The organism is Flavobacterium sp. KS-LB2 (assembly GCF_036895565.1).
Classification (GTDB): domain Bacteria; phylum Bacteroidota; class Bacteroidia; order Flavobacteriales; family Flavobacteriaceae; genus Flavobacterium.
In genome coordinates this window covers 1,342,416-1,361,265 of the sequence record NZ_CP145904.1, presented here as the reverse complement: position 1 = coordinate 1,361,265, position 18,850 = coordinate 1,342,416, and the positions used below count along the sequence as shown (strand labels likewise).

Annotated in this window: 12 protein-coding genes; 9 read left to right on the top strand and 3 right to left on the bottom strand. The window is 34.0% G+C overall.

The genetic code is table 11. The features are described 5' to 3' along the window. Positions 1-32: 32 nt before the first annotated feature. The 3 genes from V5J73_RS05790 to tamL all read left to right on the top strand — a co-directional run bounded on the left by V5J73_RS05790 (position 33) and on the right by tamL (position 9,239). Positions 33-1,715: a Na/Pi cotransporter family protein gene (locus tag V5J73_RS05790; protein ID WP_338648242.1), complete on the top strand. Its 1,683-nt coding sequence runs from the start codon at positions 33-35 to the stop codon at positions 1,713-1,715. A 166-nt stretch (positions 1,716-1,881) separates the two neighbouring features. Beyond that, positions 1,882-6,858: a translocation/assembly module TamB domain-containing protein gene (locus V5J73_RS05785; protein ID WP_338648241.1), complete on the top strand. Its 4,977-nt coding sequence runs from the start codon at positions 1,882-1,884 to the stop codon at positions 6,856-6,858. Positions 6,859-6,944: 86 nt separating this feature from the next. Next, positions 6,945-9,239: a translocation and assembly module lipoprotein TamL gene (gene tamL, locus V5J73_RS05780; RefSeq protein ID WP_338648240.1), complete on the top strand. Its 2,295-nt coding sequence runs from the start codon at positions 6,945-6,947 to the stop codon at positions 9,237-9,239. A gap of 70 nt (positions 9,240-9,309) precedes the next feature. On the opposite strand, the gene V5J73_RS05775 is transcribed toward tamL, so the two are convergent. After that, positions 9,310-11,817 (bottom strand): M14 family metallopeptidase, encoded by a 2,508-nt coding sequence (locus tag V5J73_RS05775; RefSeq protein WP_338648238.1) that lies wholly within the window; start codon positions 11,815-11,817, stop codon positions 9,310-9,312. A 238-nt stretch (positions 11,818-12,055) separates the two neighbouring features. Here V5J73_RS05775 and V5J73_RS05770 point away from each other — a divergent pair, with 238 nt between their 5' ends. Continuing rightward, positions 12,056-13,483, top strand: a complete 1,428-nt coding sequence (locus V5J73_RS05770; RefSeq protein WP_338648236.1) for an L-serine ammonia-lyase — start codon at positions 12,056-12,058, stop codon at positions 13,481-13,483. Positions 13,484-13,568: 85 nt separating this feature from the next. Further along, the gene (locus V5J73_RS05765) at positions 13,569-13,739 is read left to right on the top strand and encodes a FeoB-associated Cys-rich membrane protein (RefSeq protein WP_338648235.1); all 171 of its coding nucleotides are present in this window, start codon (positions 13,569-13,571) and stop codon (positions 13,737-13,739) included. Positions 13,740-13,829: 90 nt separating this feature from the next. Here V5J73_RS05765 and V5J73_RS05760 read toward each other — a convergent pair whose 3' ends face one another. Beyond that, on the bottom strand, positions 13,830-14,261 hold the full coding sequence (locus V5J73_RS05760; protein WP_338648234.1) for a nuclear transport factor 2 family protein: 432 nt from the start codon (positions 14,259-14,261) through the stop codon (positions 13,830-13,832). A 103-nt stretch (positions 14,262-14,364) separates the two neighbouring features. On the opposite strand from V5J73_RS05760, the gene panB reads away from it, so the two are divergent. Continuing rightward, entirely contained in the window at positions 14,365-15,183 is an 819-nt protein-coding gene (gene panB / locus V5J73_RS05755; protein ID WP_338648233.1) for a 3-methyl-2-oxobutanoate hydroxymethyltransferase, read from the top strand. A 29-nt stretch (positions 15,184-15,212) separates the two neighbouring features. Further along, positions 15,213-15,902 carry an RluA family pseudouridine synthase gene (locus V5J73_RS05750; protein ID WP_338648232.1) on the top strand — a complete coding sequence of 230 codons (690 nt, stop codon included), beginning with the start codon at positions 15,213-15,215 and terminating at the stop codon, positions 15,900-15,902. Positions 15,903-15,950: 48 nt separating this feature from the next. On the opposite strand, the gene V5J73_RS05745 is transcribed toward V5J73_RS05750, so the two are convergent. Then, positions 15,951-16,367 carry a YybH family protein gene (locus V5J73_RS05745; RefSeq protein WP_338648230.1) on the bottom strand — a complete coding sequence of 139 codons (417 nt, stop codon included), beginning with the start codon at positions 16,365-16,367 and terminating at the stop codon, positions 15,951-15,953. A 410-nt stretch (positions 16,368-16,777) separates the two neighbouring features. Between V5J73_RS05745 and V5J73_RS05740 the strand changes: the two genes are divergently transcribed. Together V5J73_RS05740 and V5J73_RS05735 are read left to right on the top strand one after the other, a co-directional pair. Beyond that, positions 16,778-18,106 (top strand): aldehyde dehydrogenase, encoded by a 1,329-nt coding sequence (locus V5J73_RS05740; protein ID WP_338648228.1) that lies wholly within the window; start codon positions 16,778-16,780, stop codon positions 18,104-18,106. Next, the gene (locus V5J73_RS05735) at positions 18,097-18,834 is read left to right on the top strand and encodes a nitroreductase family protein (RefSeq protein WP_338648227.1); all 738 of its coding nucleotides are present in this window, start codon (positions 18,097-18,099) and stop codon (positions 18,832-18,834) included. Before V5J73_RS05740 ends, V5J73_RS05735 begins: the two co-directional genes overlap by 10 nt. Positions 18,835-18,850: the final 16 nt, after the last annotated feature.

Sequence of the window (18,850 nt, the reverse complement as noted above, 5' to 3'; positions counted from 1 at the left end):
AATTTTAAGTATCTTTAATCCTATTTATATCTATGGAAACCCTCAATACAATATTAAAACTTTCCGCTGGTGTGGGACTGTTTCTATTTGCCATGTACCTTGTGGAGGAATCCTTAAAGAATCTTTCTGGAAGAAATTTTAAACTGTTTCTGCAACGAATCACAAAAAACAACATTGGTGCTGTGGCAGGCGGAACAATAGTAACAGGTATTCTTCAGAGCAGCTCTATGGTTTCGTTGATGGTCTTGGCATTTGTAGGTGCTGGAGTGTTTACCATGAAAAATGCTATGGCTATTATTCTGGGAGCAAATCTGGGTACAACACTCGCTAGTTGGCTGGTGGCCACACTTGGTTTTAAAACCAATATAGAAGTGATTGCTTATCCAGCTGTATGTTTAGGAGGTTTTTTCCTAATTCTTCTTGGCAGCCGAAAAAAAATCAAATACGTTTCCTATTTTCTTCTAGGATTCGGATTACTATTTATAGGCCTTTCTTTTATGAAAACGGCAATGGAATCTCAAGTACAACATTTTGATTTTTCACAATATGCATCTAAACCACTAGTAATTTTTCTGCTAATTGGTTTTTTGATTACGCTGGTTGTTCAATCGAGTTCCGTCACTATGGCGCTTACATTGAGTGCTCTAAATGCTGGAGCAATAGGTTTTCCTATGGCAGCTGCAATTGTTCTGGGAAGCGAAACGGGAACCATAATCAAAATAGTTTTGAGTGCTATTGGCGGAAATGCTTCCAAAAAAAGGGTAGCACTTGGTAATTTATTATTCAATATTTTCATAACTGCAATTGCTTTTGTGTTGCTTAAACCCATTATTGTACTGATAAGCGATATCCTAAAAATCAACGATCCACTTATTGGACTAGTCACTTTTTCGAGTTTAATAAATCTATTAGCTATTGTATTGTTTCTGCCTGTTTTAAATCTTTTTACAACATTTTTGGAACGTTTTTTCAAAAACACCGATGGTTCGACAGCAGTATTTATAAGCCATGCCTCTATCGAAGAACCTGAAACAGCTTTGGATTTATTCCGAAGAGAGACTCGATATTTCATTCATAACTCGATGATTTTTAATTTGGAATTATTCAAAATCGAAATCAAAGAACTTAACCAACACATTGAATATCAAGAAATAAATGCCAAAAGAAATTTTGAAGCAAAAAGCACTGATGAAAAATATGAATTCCTAAAACAGCTACAAGGGGAATTACAAGCCTTCTATTTGAAATTAAGAGCGAAATTAAATAGCGAAGAAAATTCAGAATTAAACCAATTGATATCTGCTGTGCGAAGTTCAATGCATGCAGTAAAAAGTATAAAAGATATTGGAAGCAATATTACGAACCTGAGCAGTTCCTCAAAAGAAATAAAATACCAATTTTTCCTGCATCATAAAAACGAAACTCAAGAACTCTACCTGAGATTAAATACTTTTTTGAACGCAGACAATACGTTAGGTTTTGAAGAACTGAAAGCGCTATTTGAAATCATTCAAAAAAACTACACCTCAGCACTCAATTCATTTTATTCTGAGGCGCAACTCGCACCCATTGAAGATATTGATATTACGACCGTAATAAACTTTAATAGGGAACTTTTCACGTCAAACAAGGCAATGTTAATGGCTGTAAAAGATATTTTGTTAGAGGAGAAACAAGCACAAAATTTTAATGAAATTCCCATCTACAAAACATAAAATTCTTAATTAGCTTGTAATGTATTGTAGTAATTTTGCAACATTCTTTTTGAATTTTATAATGTAGTTCGTTTTCAGTTTTTAATCTTTGTACCTGGTTCCATTTGCAAGCAAGATTGCAATTGATATTTAAATTGGTTAATTTTAACCAAAAAATTCACCTCATTTGAAAACATATTTAAAGAAAAGTTTAAAAATTTTCCTTTGGATAATAGGATTTATAATTCTGTTGTTCTTAATTCTATTTGTAGTTATTCAAATCCCTTCCGTGCAAAATTACGCCAAAGAAAAGGCGGTCACTTACCTAGAAGGTAAAATAAAAACCAAAGTGAGCGTTGATAGTCTGGCAATTGAGTTTCCCAAAAAAGTAATTCTCCAAGGCGTTTATTTTGAAGATCAAAAAAAAGACACTCTTTTTGCGGGTGAAAAACTAGCAGCTGACATCAGTTTGTTTCAATTAATAAACAATAAAGTGGAAATTAATTCCTTAGAATTAGTTGGGATTTCGGCAAACTTAAATAGAGATTCCAAAGCTATTTTTAATTTTGATTACATCATAAAAGCATTTGCTTCGCCAGAAAAACAAAAGAGTGATTCGGCACCCATGCAGTTTTCTGTTGAAGAGATTAAACTCGATCGCATCCAGTTTAACTACACTGATGCCGTCACAAAAAATGATATTTATGCCAATTTAAAGCATTTTGAAACGAAAATTAAAACGTTCGATTTAAACGAAATGAACTTTGAAATTCCAAAAGCAAAAATCAATGGATTAAAGTTCAAATTAAAGCAAGGTTTGGTTCAAATATCCAATGCAACTAAAGTGGCAGCAATAAAAAATGAATCGGAATCCATCTTAAAATTAAAATTAGGCGAAATTGATTTGGCAAAAATTGATTTCGATTATGAAAGTGAGGAAACCAAGTTATCTACTAATTTTTATTTAAAAAAACTACTCGTAAAAATTGATAAAATTGATCTCAACAACCAATTTGCCATTATCCAAAGTCTTGATTTAACCGGTGTAGAAGGCGCATTGGTTTTTGATAAATTAACGACAATAAGCCCCAAAAAAGAAGCTTCAAATACCGATTCAAACAACTGGGAAGTAAAAATTAAGAAAACGGAATTCAAACGAGTAAATTTCAATTACGACAATAATAATATCGCTGCAGTTGATAAAGGAATGGATTACAACCATTTAAATATTACCAATTTAAATTTACAAGTAGATATGCTGAATTACAATTCCGAAAATATTTCTGGAATTGCTAATTCATTAACCGTCAAAGACAAAAGCGGTTTGAACATTCAGTCCTTTAATGCTGAATTTTTCTATGGTAAAAAGAATGCTTTTCTTAAAAAATTATATTTAAAAACACCACAAACGGAACTCAAAGACGAAATTAGAATTGGTTATCCTTCTATTGCATCTTTAGCTAAAAATCCGGGGGAATTAGGACTTATTGCTAATTTGAAAAAAAGCAAATTGGGGATTAAAGATATTTTGCTTTTTGCTCCCACTTTGAATAGTACGAATCCGTTTATGAGTAATCCGAATGCGATATTGCTAATTAATGGAACCGTTAAAGGAAAATTAAAAAATATTGAATTTCCAAGCATCGAAATTAGTGGCATTGGAACTACAAAAGTAGCGGCAAGTGGCAGAATCATCGGTTTACCAGATGTCAACAAAGCTTATTTTGATTTGACTATTAAAGACTTACAGTCTGGATCAAAAGATTTTGTTGGCTTTTTGCCAAAAGGTACCATTCCAAATTCCATTCAGTTGCCGTCAAAATTCAGCGCCACAGGAATTTTTAAAGGAACCATAGTTAATTTCAATACCAATATGAACATCATAAGCAGTTTTGGAAATGCAAAAATCAAAGCTACGTTTGACCAAAGCAAGAAAAACTTCGAGAAATACGATGCTCAAACGGAGCTTAACAATTTTGATTTAGGGAAATTTATCAAAAACGATTCCATTGGAAAAGTAACTTTAAAAGCCAATATCAAAGGAACTGGATTTGATCCAAAAACAGCAACTGCATCTTTAAACGGAAGTATTTTAAAAGCCTATTACAATAAATATACGTATCAAAATGTATCTGTGAAAGGAACTATTCGCAACGGAAGTTTCAATGCAACTGCTGTTGCCAAAGATCCTAATCTAACATTTGATTTAGTGAGCAACGGTAGTTTTAAAGACAAATATCCTACTGGAAAAATAAAACTGAATGTCGATATCGCTGATTTAGAAAAACTGAATTTACATGCTGGCCCATTGAAAATAAGAGGTGTTGTAGATGCTGATATTCAATCAGCAAATCTTGATTACCTCAACGGAACGGTTTATGCACACAACATTACCATCGTAAATGCTAAAGAAGAATTTGTAATTGATTCTATTAGTGTAGCGGCAACCTCCACTTCTGAAAAAAACACATTGGTGTTGCAATCACCGTTTTTGGATATGGAAGCAAGTGGTAAATACAAGTTGTCAAAAATAGCGACTGCTTTGTCAAATTCTATTGCAAAGTATTATGACAGCAAACCAAATTCCAGAAAAATAGCAGTGGAGAAACAAGAATTTGTTTTTAAAATTGGCATAAAAGACAGTCCAATTCTATTAAAACTGATTCCTGAATTGAAAAGTCTAGAACCAATTAACATACAAGGAAGATACAACACTGTCAACGACTCTATTGTTTTGAATGGTTCGATTCCAAAATTAATTTATGGAGAAAACATCATTACAAATGCAGTACTAAAAGTAGATATCAAAGACAATTCACTTGTTTACAGCTTTATAGTTGATGACATTCAAAACAAACAAATTCAATTGCCCCACACTAGCATTTCTGGGAAAGTGCAAAATAATATTGTGGATTATACGGTGCAATTAAAAGATTCAAAAGACAAAGAAAGATATTTAATTGCAGGAACATTAAAAGCTACCAACGGAAACAACGATATCAATCTTGATCCAAATAATTTGTTGCTGAACTATGAATCTTGGAAAATAACACAAGACAACTTAATTCGCTTTGGCAAAAAAGGAATCTATGCTGATAATTTTGAATTGAGTAAAGACGGAAGCAAAATCGGTATACAATCACAATCTCAGCAAGCAAATGCACCAATCGCAATTGATTTCAAAGATTTTGATATAAAAACCATTACCAGTATCGTTGAAAAAGATGATTTGCAAATGAGTGGTAAAATCAATGGAAATGCATTGGTCAAAAATATAAGCAGCAAACCTCTTTTTACTTCAGACATAAATATTGAAAATTTTACTTTCAAAAAAGATACTATCGGAAACGTGAGCATCAAAGTCAATAATGCGATTGCTAATCAATATGACGCGATAATTGCAATTACGGGTCAGGGAAATCAAGTCCGTTTAGAAGGGAATTATAAGACTACAGATAGCCGTTTTGATATGAATCTTGACATTGACAAATTGAATTTGAAAAGTATTCAAGGCTTCACACTAGACAACTTAACAGAAAGCACGGGATTCTTGACTGGGAATTTTAAAATAACGGGGAATACTTCGCAACCCAATGTAATTGGAGAATTACAGTTCAATGAAATTGGTTTCAAAGTGAAGCAACTCAATGCAAAATTCAAATCTTTAAATGACAAAATTGTATTTACACCCAATGCGATTCTTTTCGATAATTTTATTATAAAGGATGAGAAAGACAATGATTTAGCCATCAATGGAAAGATTGACAGTACTAATTTTAGCAATTTTGGTTTTGACTTAGCCATCGATGCAGATAATTTCAAAGCCGTCAATTCTACAGCAAAAGACAATGATTTGTATTATGGCGAATTGTATTTGGACAATCATTTAAAACTATCTGGAAATTTAGACAATCCTATTGTTGAAGGAAACATTAAAATCAACAAAGACACAAAATTCACTGTTGTTTTACCACAATCAGACCCATCAATTGCCGATAGAGAAGGAATTGTAGAATTCATTGACCAAGACAATCCAAAATTAGTCGAGACCATTGTTATCGAAGAATTGAATAGTGAAATGGACATCAAAGGAATCAATGCGTCAGTAAATATTGAAGTGGATAAGGACGCCGAATTATCGTTGGTTATTGACAAAGCCAATGGGGATTTTCTAAAATTAAAAGGAGAAGCACAATTAAATGGCGGTATTGATCCATCTGGAAAAACAACGCTAACAGGAAGATATGAATTATCCGAAGGTAGCTACGAAATGAGCTTTAATGCCATAAAAAGAAAATTTGATATCAAGCAAGGTAGTTATATTTTGTGGACTGGAGAACCAACAACAGCTGACATCAACATCACCGCAGTTTACAAAACGGAAGCCGCACCAATTGATTTGATTAATGATCAATTAGGAGATGTGACTGCCGAAGTGAGAAACACATACAAACAAAAAATTCCTTTTGAAACCGAATTGAAAATGAATGGCGAATTGATGAAACCAACCATTTCTTTTGATATCCTTTTGCCGGATGGTAATAACAGTGTTTCAACAGAAATCATCAATGCGACACAAGCTAAATTGACGCAACTACGTCAGCAACCAGATGAATTAAACAAACAGGTGTTTGCCCTACTGTTACTGAATCGTTTTATTGGAGAAAATCCATTTGCTAGTGAAACAGGTGGTACAAGCGTTTCCTCACTAGCTAGAGAAAGTGCCAGTAAAATTCTGTCACAACAACTTAATAACCTAGCAGGAGATTTAATTGAAGGCGTAGAACTCAATTTTGACTTAAATACTTCAGATGACTATACAACAGGTCAACGCGAAAACAAAACCGATTTAAGCGTAGGAATTTCAAAAAAATTATTGAATGACCGATTGAAAGTTACTGTAGGAAGTAGTTTTGGTATCGAAGGACCGCAACAAGTGAATCAGAATGCCAATAATATTGCTGGTGACGTTTCAATAGACTATCAGCTATCAAAAGATGGAAGATATAAAATACGAGCTTACCGCGTCAATAAATACCAAGTAGCATTACAAGGTGAGGTTGTAGAGACCGGAGTAGCTTTTATTATCACTATGGATTACAACAAATTCAGTGAGTTGTTTCGTAAAAGTGAAGCGAAAAAAGCAAAACAAAAAAATAAATAAAAGTTTTTGAGCCATTAAGAAATTAAAAAAATAGAAAAATTTATTTTTCCTTAATGGTTTAATTTTTTTAATAAATACTAAAATTGATGAACAAGAGCCATTTATTATATTTTCTTTTTTTAGGATTGTTAGTTTCCTCCTGTAGCAATACTAGATTTCTTCCCGAAGGAGAACTACTTTATACTGGTGCAAAAGTCACTGTAGAAGGAAAAGATGTTTCTAAAAAAGAAAAAAAAGCATTAAAAACGGCATTAAAAGAAGTGGTTAATCCCAAACCTAATTCGTCGATTTTAGGGTTACGACCTAAACTCTACATCTATAATCTGGCTGGGACGCCAAAGAAAGAAAAGGGATGGCGCTATTGGTTGCGCACCAAGGTAGGTGAAGCGCCAGTTCTATACAGTCAAGTAGATTTGGAATACAACAAAAGTGTTTTGCAAAATTTCTCTGAAAACAGTGGTTATTTCAATACTAAAACTGCAGCCGATTCAACCCGAAATGGTAAAAAAACAACCGCAGAATACCTTGTAAAACCAGGAAAACAATATAAAATTAAAGAAGTAAAATTCCCTACGGATTCCTCTATAATTTCGACAGCGGTTCGCAACACGATGCGTAGAAGTCTATTAAAAAAAGAAGAAGGTTACAGTCTAGATGCCATCAAAGAAGAACGAATTCGTATTGATGCACGACTAAAAGAAAAAGGATTCTTTTATTTTAATCCTGATTATCTCAAAGTACAAGTCGATACAACTGTGGCTGATCATCAGGTGGATCTTATTATAAAAGTAAAAGATGAAGCTCCAAAACTAGCTGAGACACCATACAAAATCAATAAAATTATTGTTTATCCAAACTATTCCATAGGTTCTGATAGTGTAAAAACTAATATGGATTCTATCAAGAAATACAATGATTTAACCATTATTGACCGAGAGAATTTATTCAAACCCCGCATTTTTGACAGAGCATTGTATTTCAAAAAAAATGATTTATACAACCGTACCGATCATAATTTATCTTTGAATAGATTGGTAAATCTGGGAACCTTCAAATTCGTAAAAAATCAATTCCGGGTTTCTGATACAACTGGAAATTATCTGGATGCCTATTATTATCTCACACCATTACCCCGAAAATCAATTCGATTGGAGTTATTAGGTAAAACGAATTCCGCTAATTATACCGGAACAGAACTTAATTTGAATTGGAGCAACCGAAATACCTTTCGCGGTGCCGAATTACTAACTATTTCTGCGTTTGGCGGTGTTGAAGTTCAAGTTTCTGGACAGAATAACGGATTTAATGTCTACCGCATTGGAACCGAAGCTAATTTAGTTTGGCCACGATTAGTTGCTCCTTTTAAACTAAATTCTCCGAGTGGTTTTGTACCCAAAACAAAAGCAACATTAGGTTATGAATTCCAAAATAGAACTAAATTATACGCGCTACAAACTTTTAAAGGTTCGTTTGGATATTTATGGAAAGAGAATGAACGAAAAGAACATCTATTGAACGTTACTGAGATTACGTACGCCAGTCCAAAAAACGTAACGGCTTTGTATCAAGAACAAATTGCAGCCAATGAATCCTTAGGGAAAGTAATTGAGAAGCAATTGATTTTTGGACCAACCTATTCCTATACGTACACCAATACGTTACAAAAAAGAAAGAAAAACACCTTCTATTATAAAGGAACAATTGACTTAGCAGGAAATGTGGCAGGTTTAGCTTCGGGTGCAAATCTTCGAAAAGGCGATACCATTAAATTATTTGATGTTCCGTTTAGTCAATTTGTCAAAATAGAAAATGATTTTAGACACTATTATAAATTAGGCTCCGATTCTCAACTAGCAAGCAGAATTATTGCAGGTGCTGGATTTGCTTATGGAAACTCCCGTGAAATGCCCTTTATTAAACAGTTCTTCATTGGTGGAACCAATAGTTTACGAGCCTTTAGAGCACGTTCTATAGGTCCGGGAAGTTTTGATGGCGCATCAACAAATACCAATACTTTTTTGCCTGATCAATCTGGTGATTTAAAATTGGAATTTAATACTGAATACCGAGCTAAAATTTACGGATTGGTAAAAGGTGCTTTGTTCCTAGATGCTGGAAACATTTGGCTATTGAATGAGAATCCTGATAAACCAGGAGCCAAATTTTCTAAAAAATTCCTGAATGAAATAGCCGTGGGAGCTGGAGCTGGATTGCGTTTTGATTTCTCATTTCTGATTCTGAGAACAGATCTCGCCTTCCCTATTCGGAAACCCTATTTACCAGATGGCGACCGTTGGGTTATAGACCAAATCAATTTTGGAAATGGAGCCTGGCGCAAAGAAAATTTAATTTTCAATTTGGCTATTGGCTATCCATTTTAAAACAATATGATCTGGATAAAAAAAGAGCACGATGAATCCGTGCTCTTTTTGTATACTAAATATTCAACTTTTAGTCCACCAAGAACAATGCGTTGCTGAACAATAGATTTCCGTTTTCCCAGAAACCTCTAAACAATGGATTGTCAACCATGTAAATTATTTCTCCATTTTCTTTTTTGTCAACAGCAAAACTTACCGTATTATTCAATTTCTTTTTAATTTCATTACCAATAAAACCATAACTCTTATAATCTTTAGGAACGTAAACAACATTGGTTGCTTTTTTCAATAATGAGTAATGTCTGTCATCCGTTTTTAAGCTGAAATATTTATCTCCTAAACCAAACGACATTGGGTGTGTTTTATTTAAAAGATTCTCAATAATAGCGCCAGGAATCGATTTAGAAATATACCTGCGTTCTGTCTCCTGAAAATCTAAAAATCGCTCTTTTAACTCCTCTTCTTCAGCTTCTTTTTCGGAACTCAATTTATCCTCATCCGTAGCAAAAGGACTCAAAGCATATCCTTCTTTTCCTTCAAATAAACTAAGGGCACTATTCATGGCAATTACTTTTCCACCATTTTTGACCCAGTCGTCAATTTGTTTTTGTTGATCCTCAGAGAAATTATAATATCCATCAGGCAATATCAAAGTGTTGTAATTGTATAGTTTTATTCTTTTAAAATTATCTGCATCCACAACACTTACCGGATATCCCACCGTTTCTTCCAGATAATACCAAACCGAACCAAATTCTGTAGAACCAACTCCTTTGCCTGAGAGTAATACTATTTTAGGTGCTTTTAATAAATTAAAATTTTCGCCACCAACATCTTTCGCATTCGAAGAAAAACCGGTTAGAATATAATTAAAATCTGTTTTTATTTTTACCAATTCAGAAATCGTTTTTTCAAAGTCGGCTACTTTTGGATTATCTGTTTTAGTAACCAGCAAACCACCGGGTTCAACAATTGTTTCTCCAAAAACAGCTTTTTTCAATGCAGATCGAACTTTGATATTATTTTGGTGTAACAATGACAAAACTTGAGCTGAGATCCTATTATTCCAAGGAATATGAAATGCATATACATTTTGTGGAATTCCTTTTTCTTGCACTTCAATAGACGCTTTAGTTTTGATAGCCAAACTATTTTTCAACGCATAGCCTTCAACTCCATACGCCAAGGGCAAAGCCCAAGAAGTAATATCATAGGATAAACTATCATTCAACTTTTGATTTGGTTCAAAAAGTACCTGCGCAAAAACGGCTTTTTGTTGGTCTACTTTTACAATTAAATCATTAGGTTCAATCGTAAAACCTTTCTCTGTTTTGGTACTGTAATTAAATCCAGATGCTTTTTGACTGGCATCGGCATAACTGAATTCCACATTATTCTTTTTCAACAAATCCGCCATTTGAACCAACTTTGGATTGTTTTTCATCACGTACATTTTATAATTTCCCTTCACTGTTTTTCGGGAATTATTCATAAAACCTCTGAATCCTTTCAGCAAAACATCCGCTTGTGCCGCCGCTGATTCTACCACGGTCAAGACTGCCGTGGCGTGATGTGTCAATCTATCTTGTATCGTAAGCGTAATTCCGTTACTCATTGTAACAGCTCTCCCCGCGCCTATTCCTCCTTGTTCCATCGTCATTCCTACTGCACCATTGTATGTAGGATAGGTATCGCCATAACTTGGATAAAACAAATCAAAACGTTCGCCGGTATTGTACATCCAGTTTTGAGCATCAAATTTTTTGGAAATATTTTTACCTAAAGTGTAATGAAAATCTTTCTGGTATTTCTCAATGTATTCATGCAAAGGCTCCGCTGACGGTGGGAAAAAATACGGAGAATCGTATCCCATTTCGTGTACATCCGTATGAACTTGAGGCATCCATTGGTTGTACAACGCTATACGCTGCTGCGTTTCTGGCTGCGTTTGCCAAGCCCAATCTCTATTTAAATCAAAAATATAATGGTTGTATCTTCCGCCTGGCCAAACTTCCATGTGCTCTCTGTCTGATAAATCCGGATGCGTTTTTTTTCCTGAAATTTCTCGTAACCAATTCCCGTATCTGGAATATCCATCCGGATTGATGCACGGATCAAGAATTACAATCGTGTTCTCTAACCACTTTTTGGTTTCAGCATTCGACGGATTTACTAATTCATAAGCTACGGTCATCGCACTTTCGGTTCCTGCAAATTCATTTCCATGAACATTGAAACTCAACCATACAATTAACTTATCACCAATCATTTGCGATTTATTTTGAGATAAACCTATGGCTGCTAAATTGTTATTTCGTATTTGTTCCAAATTAGCTAAATTCTCCGGACTAGAAATAAAATACACATTCAAATCCCTTTGTTCCGGAGTCACTCCATATTTCTGGTGTTTGATCAAATTCGACTTTTCCGTAAGATGCTTAAAATAATTTTCGGCCTGATGATAATAGGTAATTTGTTTCCCGTAATTGGGTAAAAACTGGGATGGACTTTGCACTTGTGCCTGGACACTGAGCACCAAAGTTAGCATTAGATAAAAAGAAAAAACAGTCTTTTTCATATTGTTTTGGGTTAGTTATGCTTCAAAAATAGCCATTTACGAAGTATTGCACAAGCTTAATTTCGGATTAGTGAAATATTGATTTTACCAAACCTCAAGTTTTTATTAATTCATTTTTTATTAAAGAATACTAACAATACAGCAACTTTAGTTATTAAAAAAACAATATTATTCCGTTTTGGATTAGTATCATTGCTACATTCTATTATATTTGCAAACAACAAAATTCATACAACAAATGGAAGAATGTATCTCAGTTTTTGATATGCTAAAAATTGGTGTCGGACCTTCAAGTTCGCACACACTTGGACCTTGGAGAGCAGCAGAACGCTTTCTTAGTGAATTGAGAAATGAAAATTTACTTCCTGTTGTAAATCGGGTAAAAATAGATTTATACGGTTCCCTTTCCCTGACCGGAAAAGGTCACGCCACAGATTTAGCTGTAATGCTAGGTTTAAGCGGGCAAGATCCGGAATACATTCCCGTTGAAAATATTGATGCTATTATCAAATCTATTGAATCTAAAAACGAAATCAATTTAGGAAACGAAAAACCAATTCCTTTTTATTTCCTCCAAGACATCGTTTTCAATAAAAACTTCCTTCCTTTTCATGCCAATGGAATGACTTTTACGGCGTATATGACGGATGACAGCGAATACGTTTCTACCTTTTATTCAATTGGTGGCGGATTTGTAGTCAAAGAAGAACGCATCAACGCCAAGAAGAAAACACAAATAAAATGTGCTTTTCCTTATCCAATTGAGAAAGCAGCTGAACTATTGGATTATTGTAAAAAAGAAAACAAATCGATATCCGAAATCGTTTATGAAAACGAAAAATCGATGCGTACCGAAGAAGTTATCGATCATGAATTGATGCGCATTTGGAAAACGATGCTCGAATGCATGTACATTGGTTGCCATTCAGAAGGGATTCTTCCTGGTGGATTAAACGTTCGTCGTCGTGCTTTTGATATGCACCAAAACCTCATCGGATTAGCTAATTATGATTCCCCGCAAAGTTGGCTGGAGGAAATTAGAAAAACCGAAGTGAAATTTCGTCAAATTCTGCAATGGGTAAGTTGTTTTGCCTTGTCAGTAAATGAGGTAAACGCTGCTTTAGGACGTGTGGTTACTGCTCCTACAAACGGAAGTGCAGGTGTTATTCCAGCAGTTTTAATGTATTATTTAGTAATTGAAAACCACAATGCCGGAGAAAAAGAAATCAAACAATTCCTGATGGTTGCCGGAGAAATAGGCAGTATTTTCAAAAAAGGTTCTACAATCTCTGCAGCAATGGGCGGTTGTCAGGCAGAAATAGGTGTATCATCAGCGATGGCTGCTGCTGCTTTATGCGAATTGATGGGCGGAACTCCTGAGCAGGTTTTAATGGCTGCTGAAATAGCCATGGAGCATCACTTGGGATTGACTTGCGACCCAATTGGTGGTTTGGTCCAAATCCCTTGTATCGAAAGAAATACAATGGGCGCTATAAAAGCAATTAATGCTGCCGAACTTGCTCTTCAAACTGACCCAAAAAATGCTAAAGTACCTTTAGACAAAGTCGTAGACACAATGTGGCAAACGGCTAAAGACATGAATAATAAATACAAAGAGACCTCTGAAGGCGGGTTAGCCATTGCCGTAAATTTGGCGGATTGTTAAATTTCATAACCTAAATTTAAAACACAAACCAACTAAAATCCAACTATTTATAGTAGATTTAAACCACATTTTTAAATCAAAAATAATGGAAATCAATTGGATAATAGTTGGCATTGTAGCCATTTGTGTGGTAATTTTGATCGTATTTCTTATTAGAAAAAATCAAAAAGATAAAAAGAAGTACACTCATTTCTTGAACAATGATTATAAAAAAGCAAAAGAAGAAGAATCAGACTTGAATGACGACACGTATTAATCAGTCTTGTTAAACTCTTTTGAAAACCTGTAGAAATCATTTCACTTTTCATGATAAAAATTCATTGTTTCATGAAAATTGAAACCAAAACTACTTTCTTCGAGTATCGATAAGATGAACGATTTTCCAAATGTTATCTTTTTTGAAAAGCGTAAAAGCATTCACGCCTTTGTGACTTAATTTTCCATTTACATAAAACTCATAAGGCGTCCAAGCATGCGCCATACTTCCATCAACTTGAATAGCGTAACTCAGAATTTTTTCCTGAAACTTTAATTCGGCGGGAATAGAGGCAATCGATTTAAAGAAAGCTTTCGGGTTTTCATTGGATAATTTAGTCCCTTTTTCATTCTCCAAAATAGATTGTAAAATCATTGTTTCGTCACAAAGTGCCTTTAATTTCAATGAATCTTTAGCATGAAAAGCTTCGAAAAAATTTTCAACTACTTTTTGGATTTCTTGATTTTGAGCCTGTGAACCAATGGATGTAAATACGGCTAATAGTACTAGAATTTTACGCATAACTACTTATTTTAAAATTAATTGGTACCAAAAAAACATTACTGTTACATTTTTGAGTTAAAAATATACATTTTATTACCTTTACAACCTTAAAAAAATAAATATGTCTGTCGCTAAAAAAGATTATAAAAGGATTACTACAAAATCGTTGATTGAGATGAAAGCCAATGGAGAAAAAATTTCCATGCTTACCGCATACGATTACACGATGGCTAAAATCGTTGATACAGCTGGAATTGATGTAATCTTAGTAGGTGACTCTGCTTCGAATGTAATGGCTGGTCATGAAACGACTTTGCCTATTACTTTGGATCAAATGATTTATCATGCTTCATCTGTAGTGAGAGCCATAGAAAGAGCATTGGTTGTGGTAGATTTACCTTTTGGAAGCTACCAATCCGATCCTAAAGAAGCGTTGCGATCTGCTATTAGAATCATGAAAGAAAGCGGTGGTCATGCCGTAAAACTGGAAGGTGGTAAAGAAATTAAAGATTCTATCAAGAAAATATTAAACGCAGGAATTCCAGTTATGGGACATTTGGGTTTAACCCCGCAATCTATTTATAAATTTGGTACCTATACCGTTCGTGCCAAAGAAGAAGAAGAGGCCGATAAACTTATTGAAGACGCTAAATTATTGGAACGATTGGGTTGTTTTGCATTAGTATTAGAAAAAATCCCTGCACATTTAGCCGAAAAAGTAGCCCAAAGTATTTCGATTCCTGTAATTGGGATTGGAGCTGGTGGTGGTGTAGACGGACAAGTTTTAGTCATACACGATATGTTAGGAATGAACAATGAATTTAGTCCACGATTTTTACGCCGTTATATGAACTTGTATGAAGGAATGACAACTGCCATTGGACAATACGTTTCAGATGTGAAATCGAGTGATTTTCCTAATGCAAATGAACAATATTAAGCCCCTAATTCCCAAAGGTGGAAATCCAAATGAAAATAATATCCAATAAAAATAACCTACAAATTCTTCACGAAGACAACCATCTTATTGTGGTCAACAAACGTGTAGGTGACATTGTTCAAGGTGATAAAACTGGCGACAAACCATTATCCGATGTAGTGAAAGAATACATCAAAGACAAATACAACAAACCCGGCGAAGTATTTCTAGGTGTGGTGCATCGTTTGGATCGTCCCACAACTGGAATCGTCGTTTTTGCAAGAACGAGTAAAGCATTGACAAGAATGAATGAGTTGTTCAGCAACCGCGAGACTCAAAAAACGTATTGGTGCGTTGTCAAAAACAAACCTGGAAAGCCAGAGGACAGACTCGTTCATTACTTAAAAAGGAATGAAAAAAATAATACCTCAAAAGCGCATATCAAAGAAGTTCCTGAGAGCAAACTAGCTAGTTTAGACTATAAAATCATTAAGGAACTCAATAATTATTTTGCACTTGAAATAAATCTTCATACTGGCAGACACCATCAAATTCGTGCACAACTAGCTGCTATAGGTTCCCCAATAAAAGGCGATTTAAAATATGGCTTTGATCGTAGTAATCCGGATGGAGGAATACATTTACATGCCAGAAAGTTAGTTTTTGTACATCCTGTAACCAAAGAAAACATTGAAATCATAGCACCAACACCAGATGAAGTGATTTGGAATGCAATCTAATGAACCCAACCCGTTCGATGTCTTTTACTATTTTTCAATGAGAAAAGATTAACTAGAATGATCAACTATAATTTTCCAACCTTCTTTAAATTTTTTAATCAATAAAGTAAAAAATCCTTTTTGTTCCTCTTTTTCCATTTGCAAATTCCAAGCTCCTAAAACAAAAGCATTTTTTTTATCAATCATATTAATTTGTTTGATATCAAAAGTTAGATAGCCCATAGCGGCTTTGTCAGGATATGCTTTTTGATAAATCTCAAAGTTTTTTTGCCAGCCGTAAAATGGTCCTTTTTTTTCAACAAAAATTAAAGAATCAGACTTCCAATAACCTTGCATGTATCCATTCATATCGCCTTTATTCCAATTTAAACGTTGTTTTTCAAGTACTTCTTTAATTTCTTTTTCTTGGGCTATTGATAAATAACTACAAAATATAAGCAATATTGATACAGTGATATTTTTCATTTTTTTTTACGATTTATAATTAAATAAAACATTGTTAGAGATAGCCATTATCTCATTTTAGGAATGAAAGATATTGAAAATACTGTATTTATTGACACGTAACTTCATTAAATATTTTGTTCTCAAAATACTTAAACAGTTTTTCAACGATCGAATTTCTAGTACTACTACTTTCACAAGCTAAAAAATTGTCTAAACTAAAATATTACAAAAAAATATTGAAATCATAGCACCAACACCAAATGCTGTGATATGGAAAACCATTTAATTACGCTATACTGTTGCTATTAAAAAATATACTTTAGAGATTTATAAAAAAGTAGGGAAATCTTCCCGTTTTTTATTTATTTATTTCAGCTCTAGAGTTGGTTTAAAATAATAATTATGTAATTTTAAATTAAAATCATCTCATGAATTATAAAACCGATATAAAATACCGAAAAGAATCTCTTAAAAAATTATTGCATGTTATTTCAAAACATGAAGAGGAAATCATAAAGGCATTGTATGATGATTTTAAGAAACCAGCTTTTGAAGCCGTTTTAACCGAAACGAACTACGTGATAAGTGATTTAAAAGAAACTATAAAGAATATCGATTCTTGGACAAAGCCAAAAAAAGTTTTTGCTTCACTTTTAAATTTTCCATCCTCGGATTATATTTATAGTGAACCTTACGGAAATGTATTGATTCTTTCTCCTTGGAATTATCCGTTTCAATTGGCTTTATGTCCGCTTGTTGCCGCTGTTGCCGCAGGAAATAAAGTAACCTTAAAACCATCTGAGCTTACTCCTAATACTTCTAATATTATAGCAAAAATAATCACGGAAACTTTTGCGGTAAAAGATGTTGAAGTTATTACAGGAGATGCTACAATAGCTCAGGAATTATTACAAAAACGGTGGGATTATATCTTTTTTACAGGAAGTGTTCCTGTTGGAAAAATAGTAGCGAAAGCCGCTGCCGAAAACCTAACACCCGTAACGCTAGAATTAGGTGGGAAAAGCCCTTGTATTATTGATGAAACTGCAAATTTAGAATTAAGCGCCCGACGTATTGTATGGGGGAAAATTATCAATGCCGGCCAAACTTGTGTAGCACCAGATTACATTTTGGTGCACCATAAAATTAAAGCTCCATTTGTAAAATTAGTAATTCAAGAAATTGAAAAAGCATTGGGAACAAATCCAGAAGAATCCCCAGATTTTGCTAGAATTATCAACTTGAAAAACTGGCAGCGCCAATTGAGTTTATTGGAAAATCAAACCATACTTTTTGGAGGACAATCTAACCAAGAGACCTTGTACCTCGCTCCTACTTTACTGGATGAGCCTAAAATGGACAGTTTAGTGATGACAGAAGAAATTTTTGGGCCAGTACTTCCTATACTATCTTATGAATCAAAATCCGATATTGAAAAAATAATTTCAAGCTTTGAAAAGCCATTATCGCTGTACTTATTTTCTCAAAACAACTCTTTTATCAATGAAGTGCTTGAAAAATATTCTTTTGGTGGCGGCTGTGTAAACGACACGGTAATTCATTTGGTGAATAACAAACTTCCTTTTGGCGGTGTTGGAAATTCGGGAATGGGAGCGTATCATGGAAAATTAAGTTTTGATATTTTTTCCCATAAAAAATCGATTGTAAAAAGAGGTACTTGGCTCGATTTACCATTACGTTATGCTCCATATAAAGACAAATTAAAAACCATCCAAAAACTCTTAAAATGGTTGTAACCGATGAAAAATCAGTAAGCGAAGCCATAAAATACCGCAGATCTGTTCGGGTTTTTAAAACCGAAGCTATTGATGAAGTAAAAGTAAAAAATTGTATTCAACTTGCGACTCTCGCGCCCACAAGCAGTAATATGCAACTTTGGGAGTTTTATCATGTTGTTTCGCCAGCAATAATCAAAGAAATAGCTAAAGCTAGTTTCAATCAGAATGCTGCAAAAACAGCACAACAAATTGTAATAATTGTGGCGAGAAAAGATTTGTGGCGCAAAAGAGTGGAATCGAATATTGAGTATCTAAAAACTCAATATGGCAATAAATCAAAAGCAGATTATTCGACGAGAGAAAAATTTGCATTGAAGTATTATCAAAAAATAATTCCTGCCCTATATTTTGATTTTTTAGGAATTATCGGAATGATAAAATTTTTTACTTTTCAAGCTATTGGAATATTCAAACCTATCTACAGACAGGCTCGCCAAAGCGACATGCGCATTGTAGCTCATAAAAGTGCCGCACTTGCAGCACAGAATTTTATGATAAGCATGTCCGCCATAAATTATGATACATGTCCTATGGAAGGATTTGATTCGCTGAGAATTAAAAAAATATTACATTTACCAGCGCATTCAGAAATAAACATGATTTTGGGCTGTGGAATACGCGACGAACAAGGTGTATATGGCGAACGATTCCGAATCCCTTTTGAAGAAACTTATTTTAAAATATAATTAACCAATTGATAAA

Excerpts from the sequence above, each read along its gene's own strand:
- V5J73_RS05790 (WP_338648242.1), top strand. The coding sequence starts at position 33 with ATGGAAACCCTCAATACAATATTAAAACTTTCCGCTGGTGTGGGACTG.
- tamL (WP_338648240.1), top strand. The coding sequence starts at position 6,945 with ATGAACAAGAGCCATTTATTATATTTTCTTTTTTTAGGATTGTTAGTT.
- V5J73_RS05775 (WP_338648238.1), bottom strand. The coding sequence starts at position 11,817 with ATGAAAAAGACTGTTTTTTCTTTTTATCTAATGCTAACTTTGGTGCTC.
- V5J73_RS05770 (WP_338648236.1), top strand. The coding sequence starts at position 12,056 with ATGGAAGAATGTATCTCAGTTTTTGATATGCTAAAAATTGGTGTCGGA.
- V5J73_RS05765 (WP_338648235.1), top strand. The coding sequence starts at position 13,569 with ATGGAAATCAATTGGATAATAGTTGGCATTGTAGCCATTTGTGTGGTA.
- V5J73_RS05760 (WP_338648234.1), bottom strand. The coding sequence starts at position 14,261 with ATGCGTAAAATTCTAGTACTATTAGCCGTATTTACATCCATTGGTTCA.
- panB (WP_338648233.1), top strand. The coding sequence starts at position 14,365 with ATGTCTGTCGCTAAAAAAGATTATAAAAGGATTACTACAAAATCGTTG.
- V5J73_RS05750 (WP_338648232.1), top strand. The coding sequence starts at position 15,213 with ATGAAAATAATATCCAATAAAAATAACCTACAAATTCTTCACGAAGAC.
- V5J73_RS05745 (WP_338648230.1), bottom strand. The coding sequence starts at position 16,367 with ATGAAAAATATCACTGTATCAATATTGCTTATATTTTGTAGTTATTTA.
- V5J73_RS05740 (WP_338648228.1), top strand. The coding sequence starts at position 16,778 with ATGAATTATAAAACCGATATAAAATACCGAAAAGAATCTCTTAAAAAA.
- V5J73_RS05735 (WP_338648227.1), top strand. The coding sequence starts at position 18,097 with ATGGTTGTAACCGATGAAAAATCAGTAAGCGAAGCCATAAAATACCGC.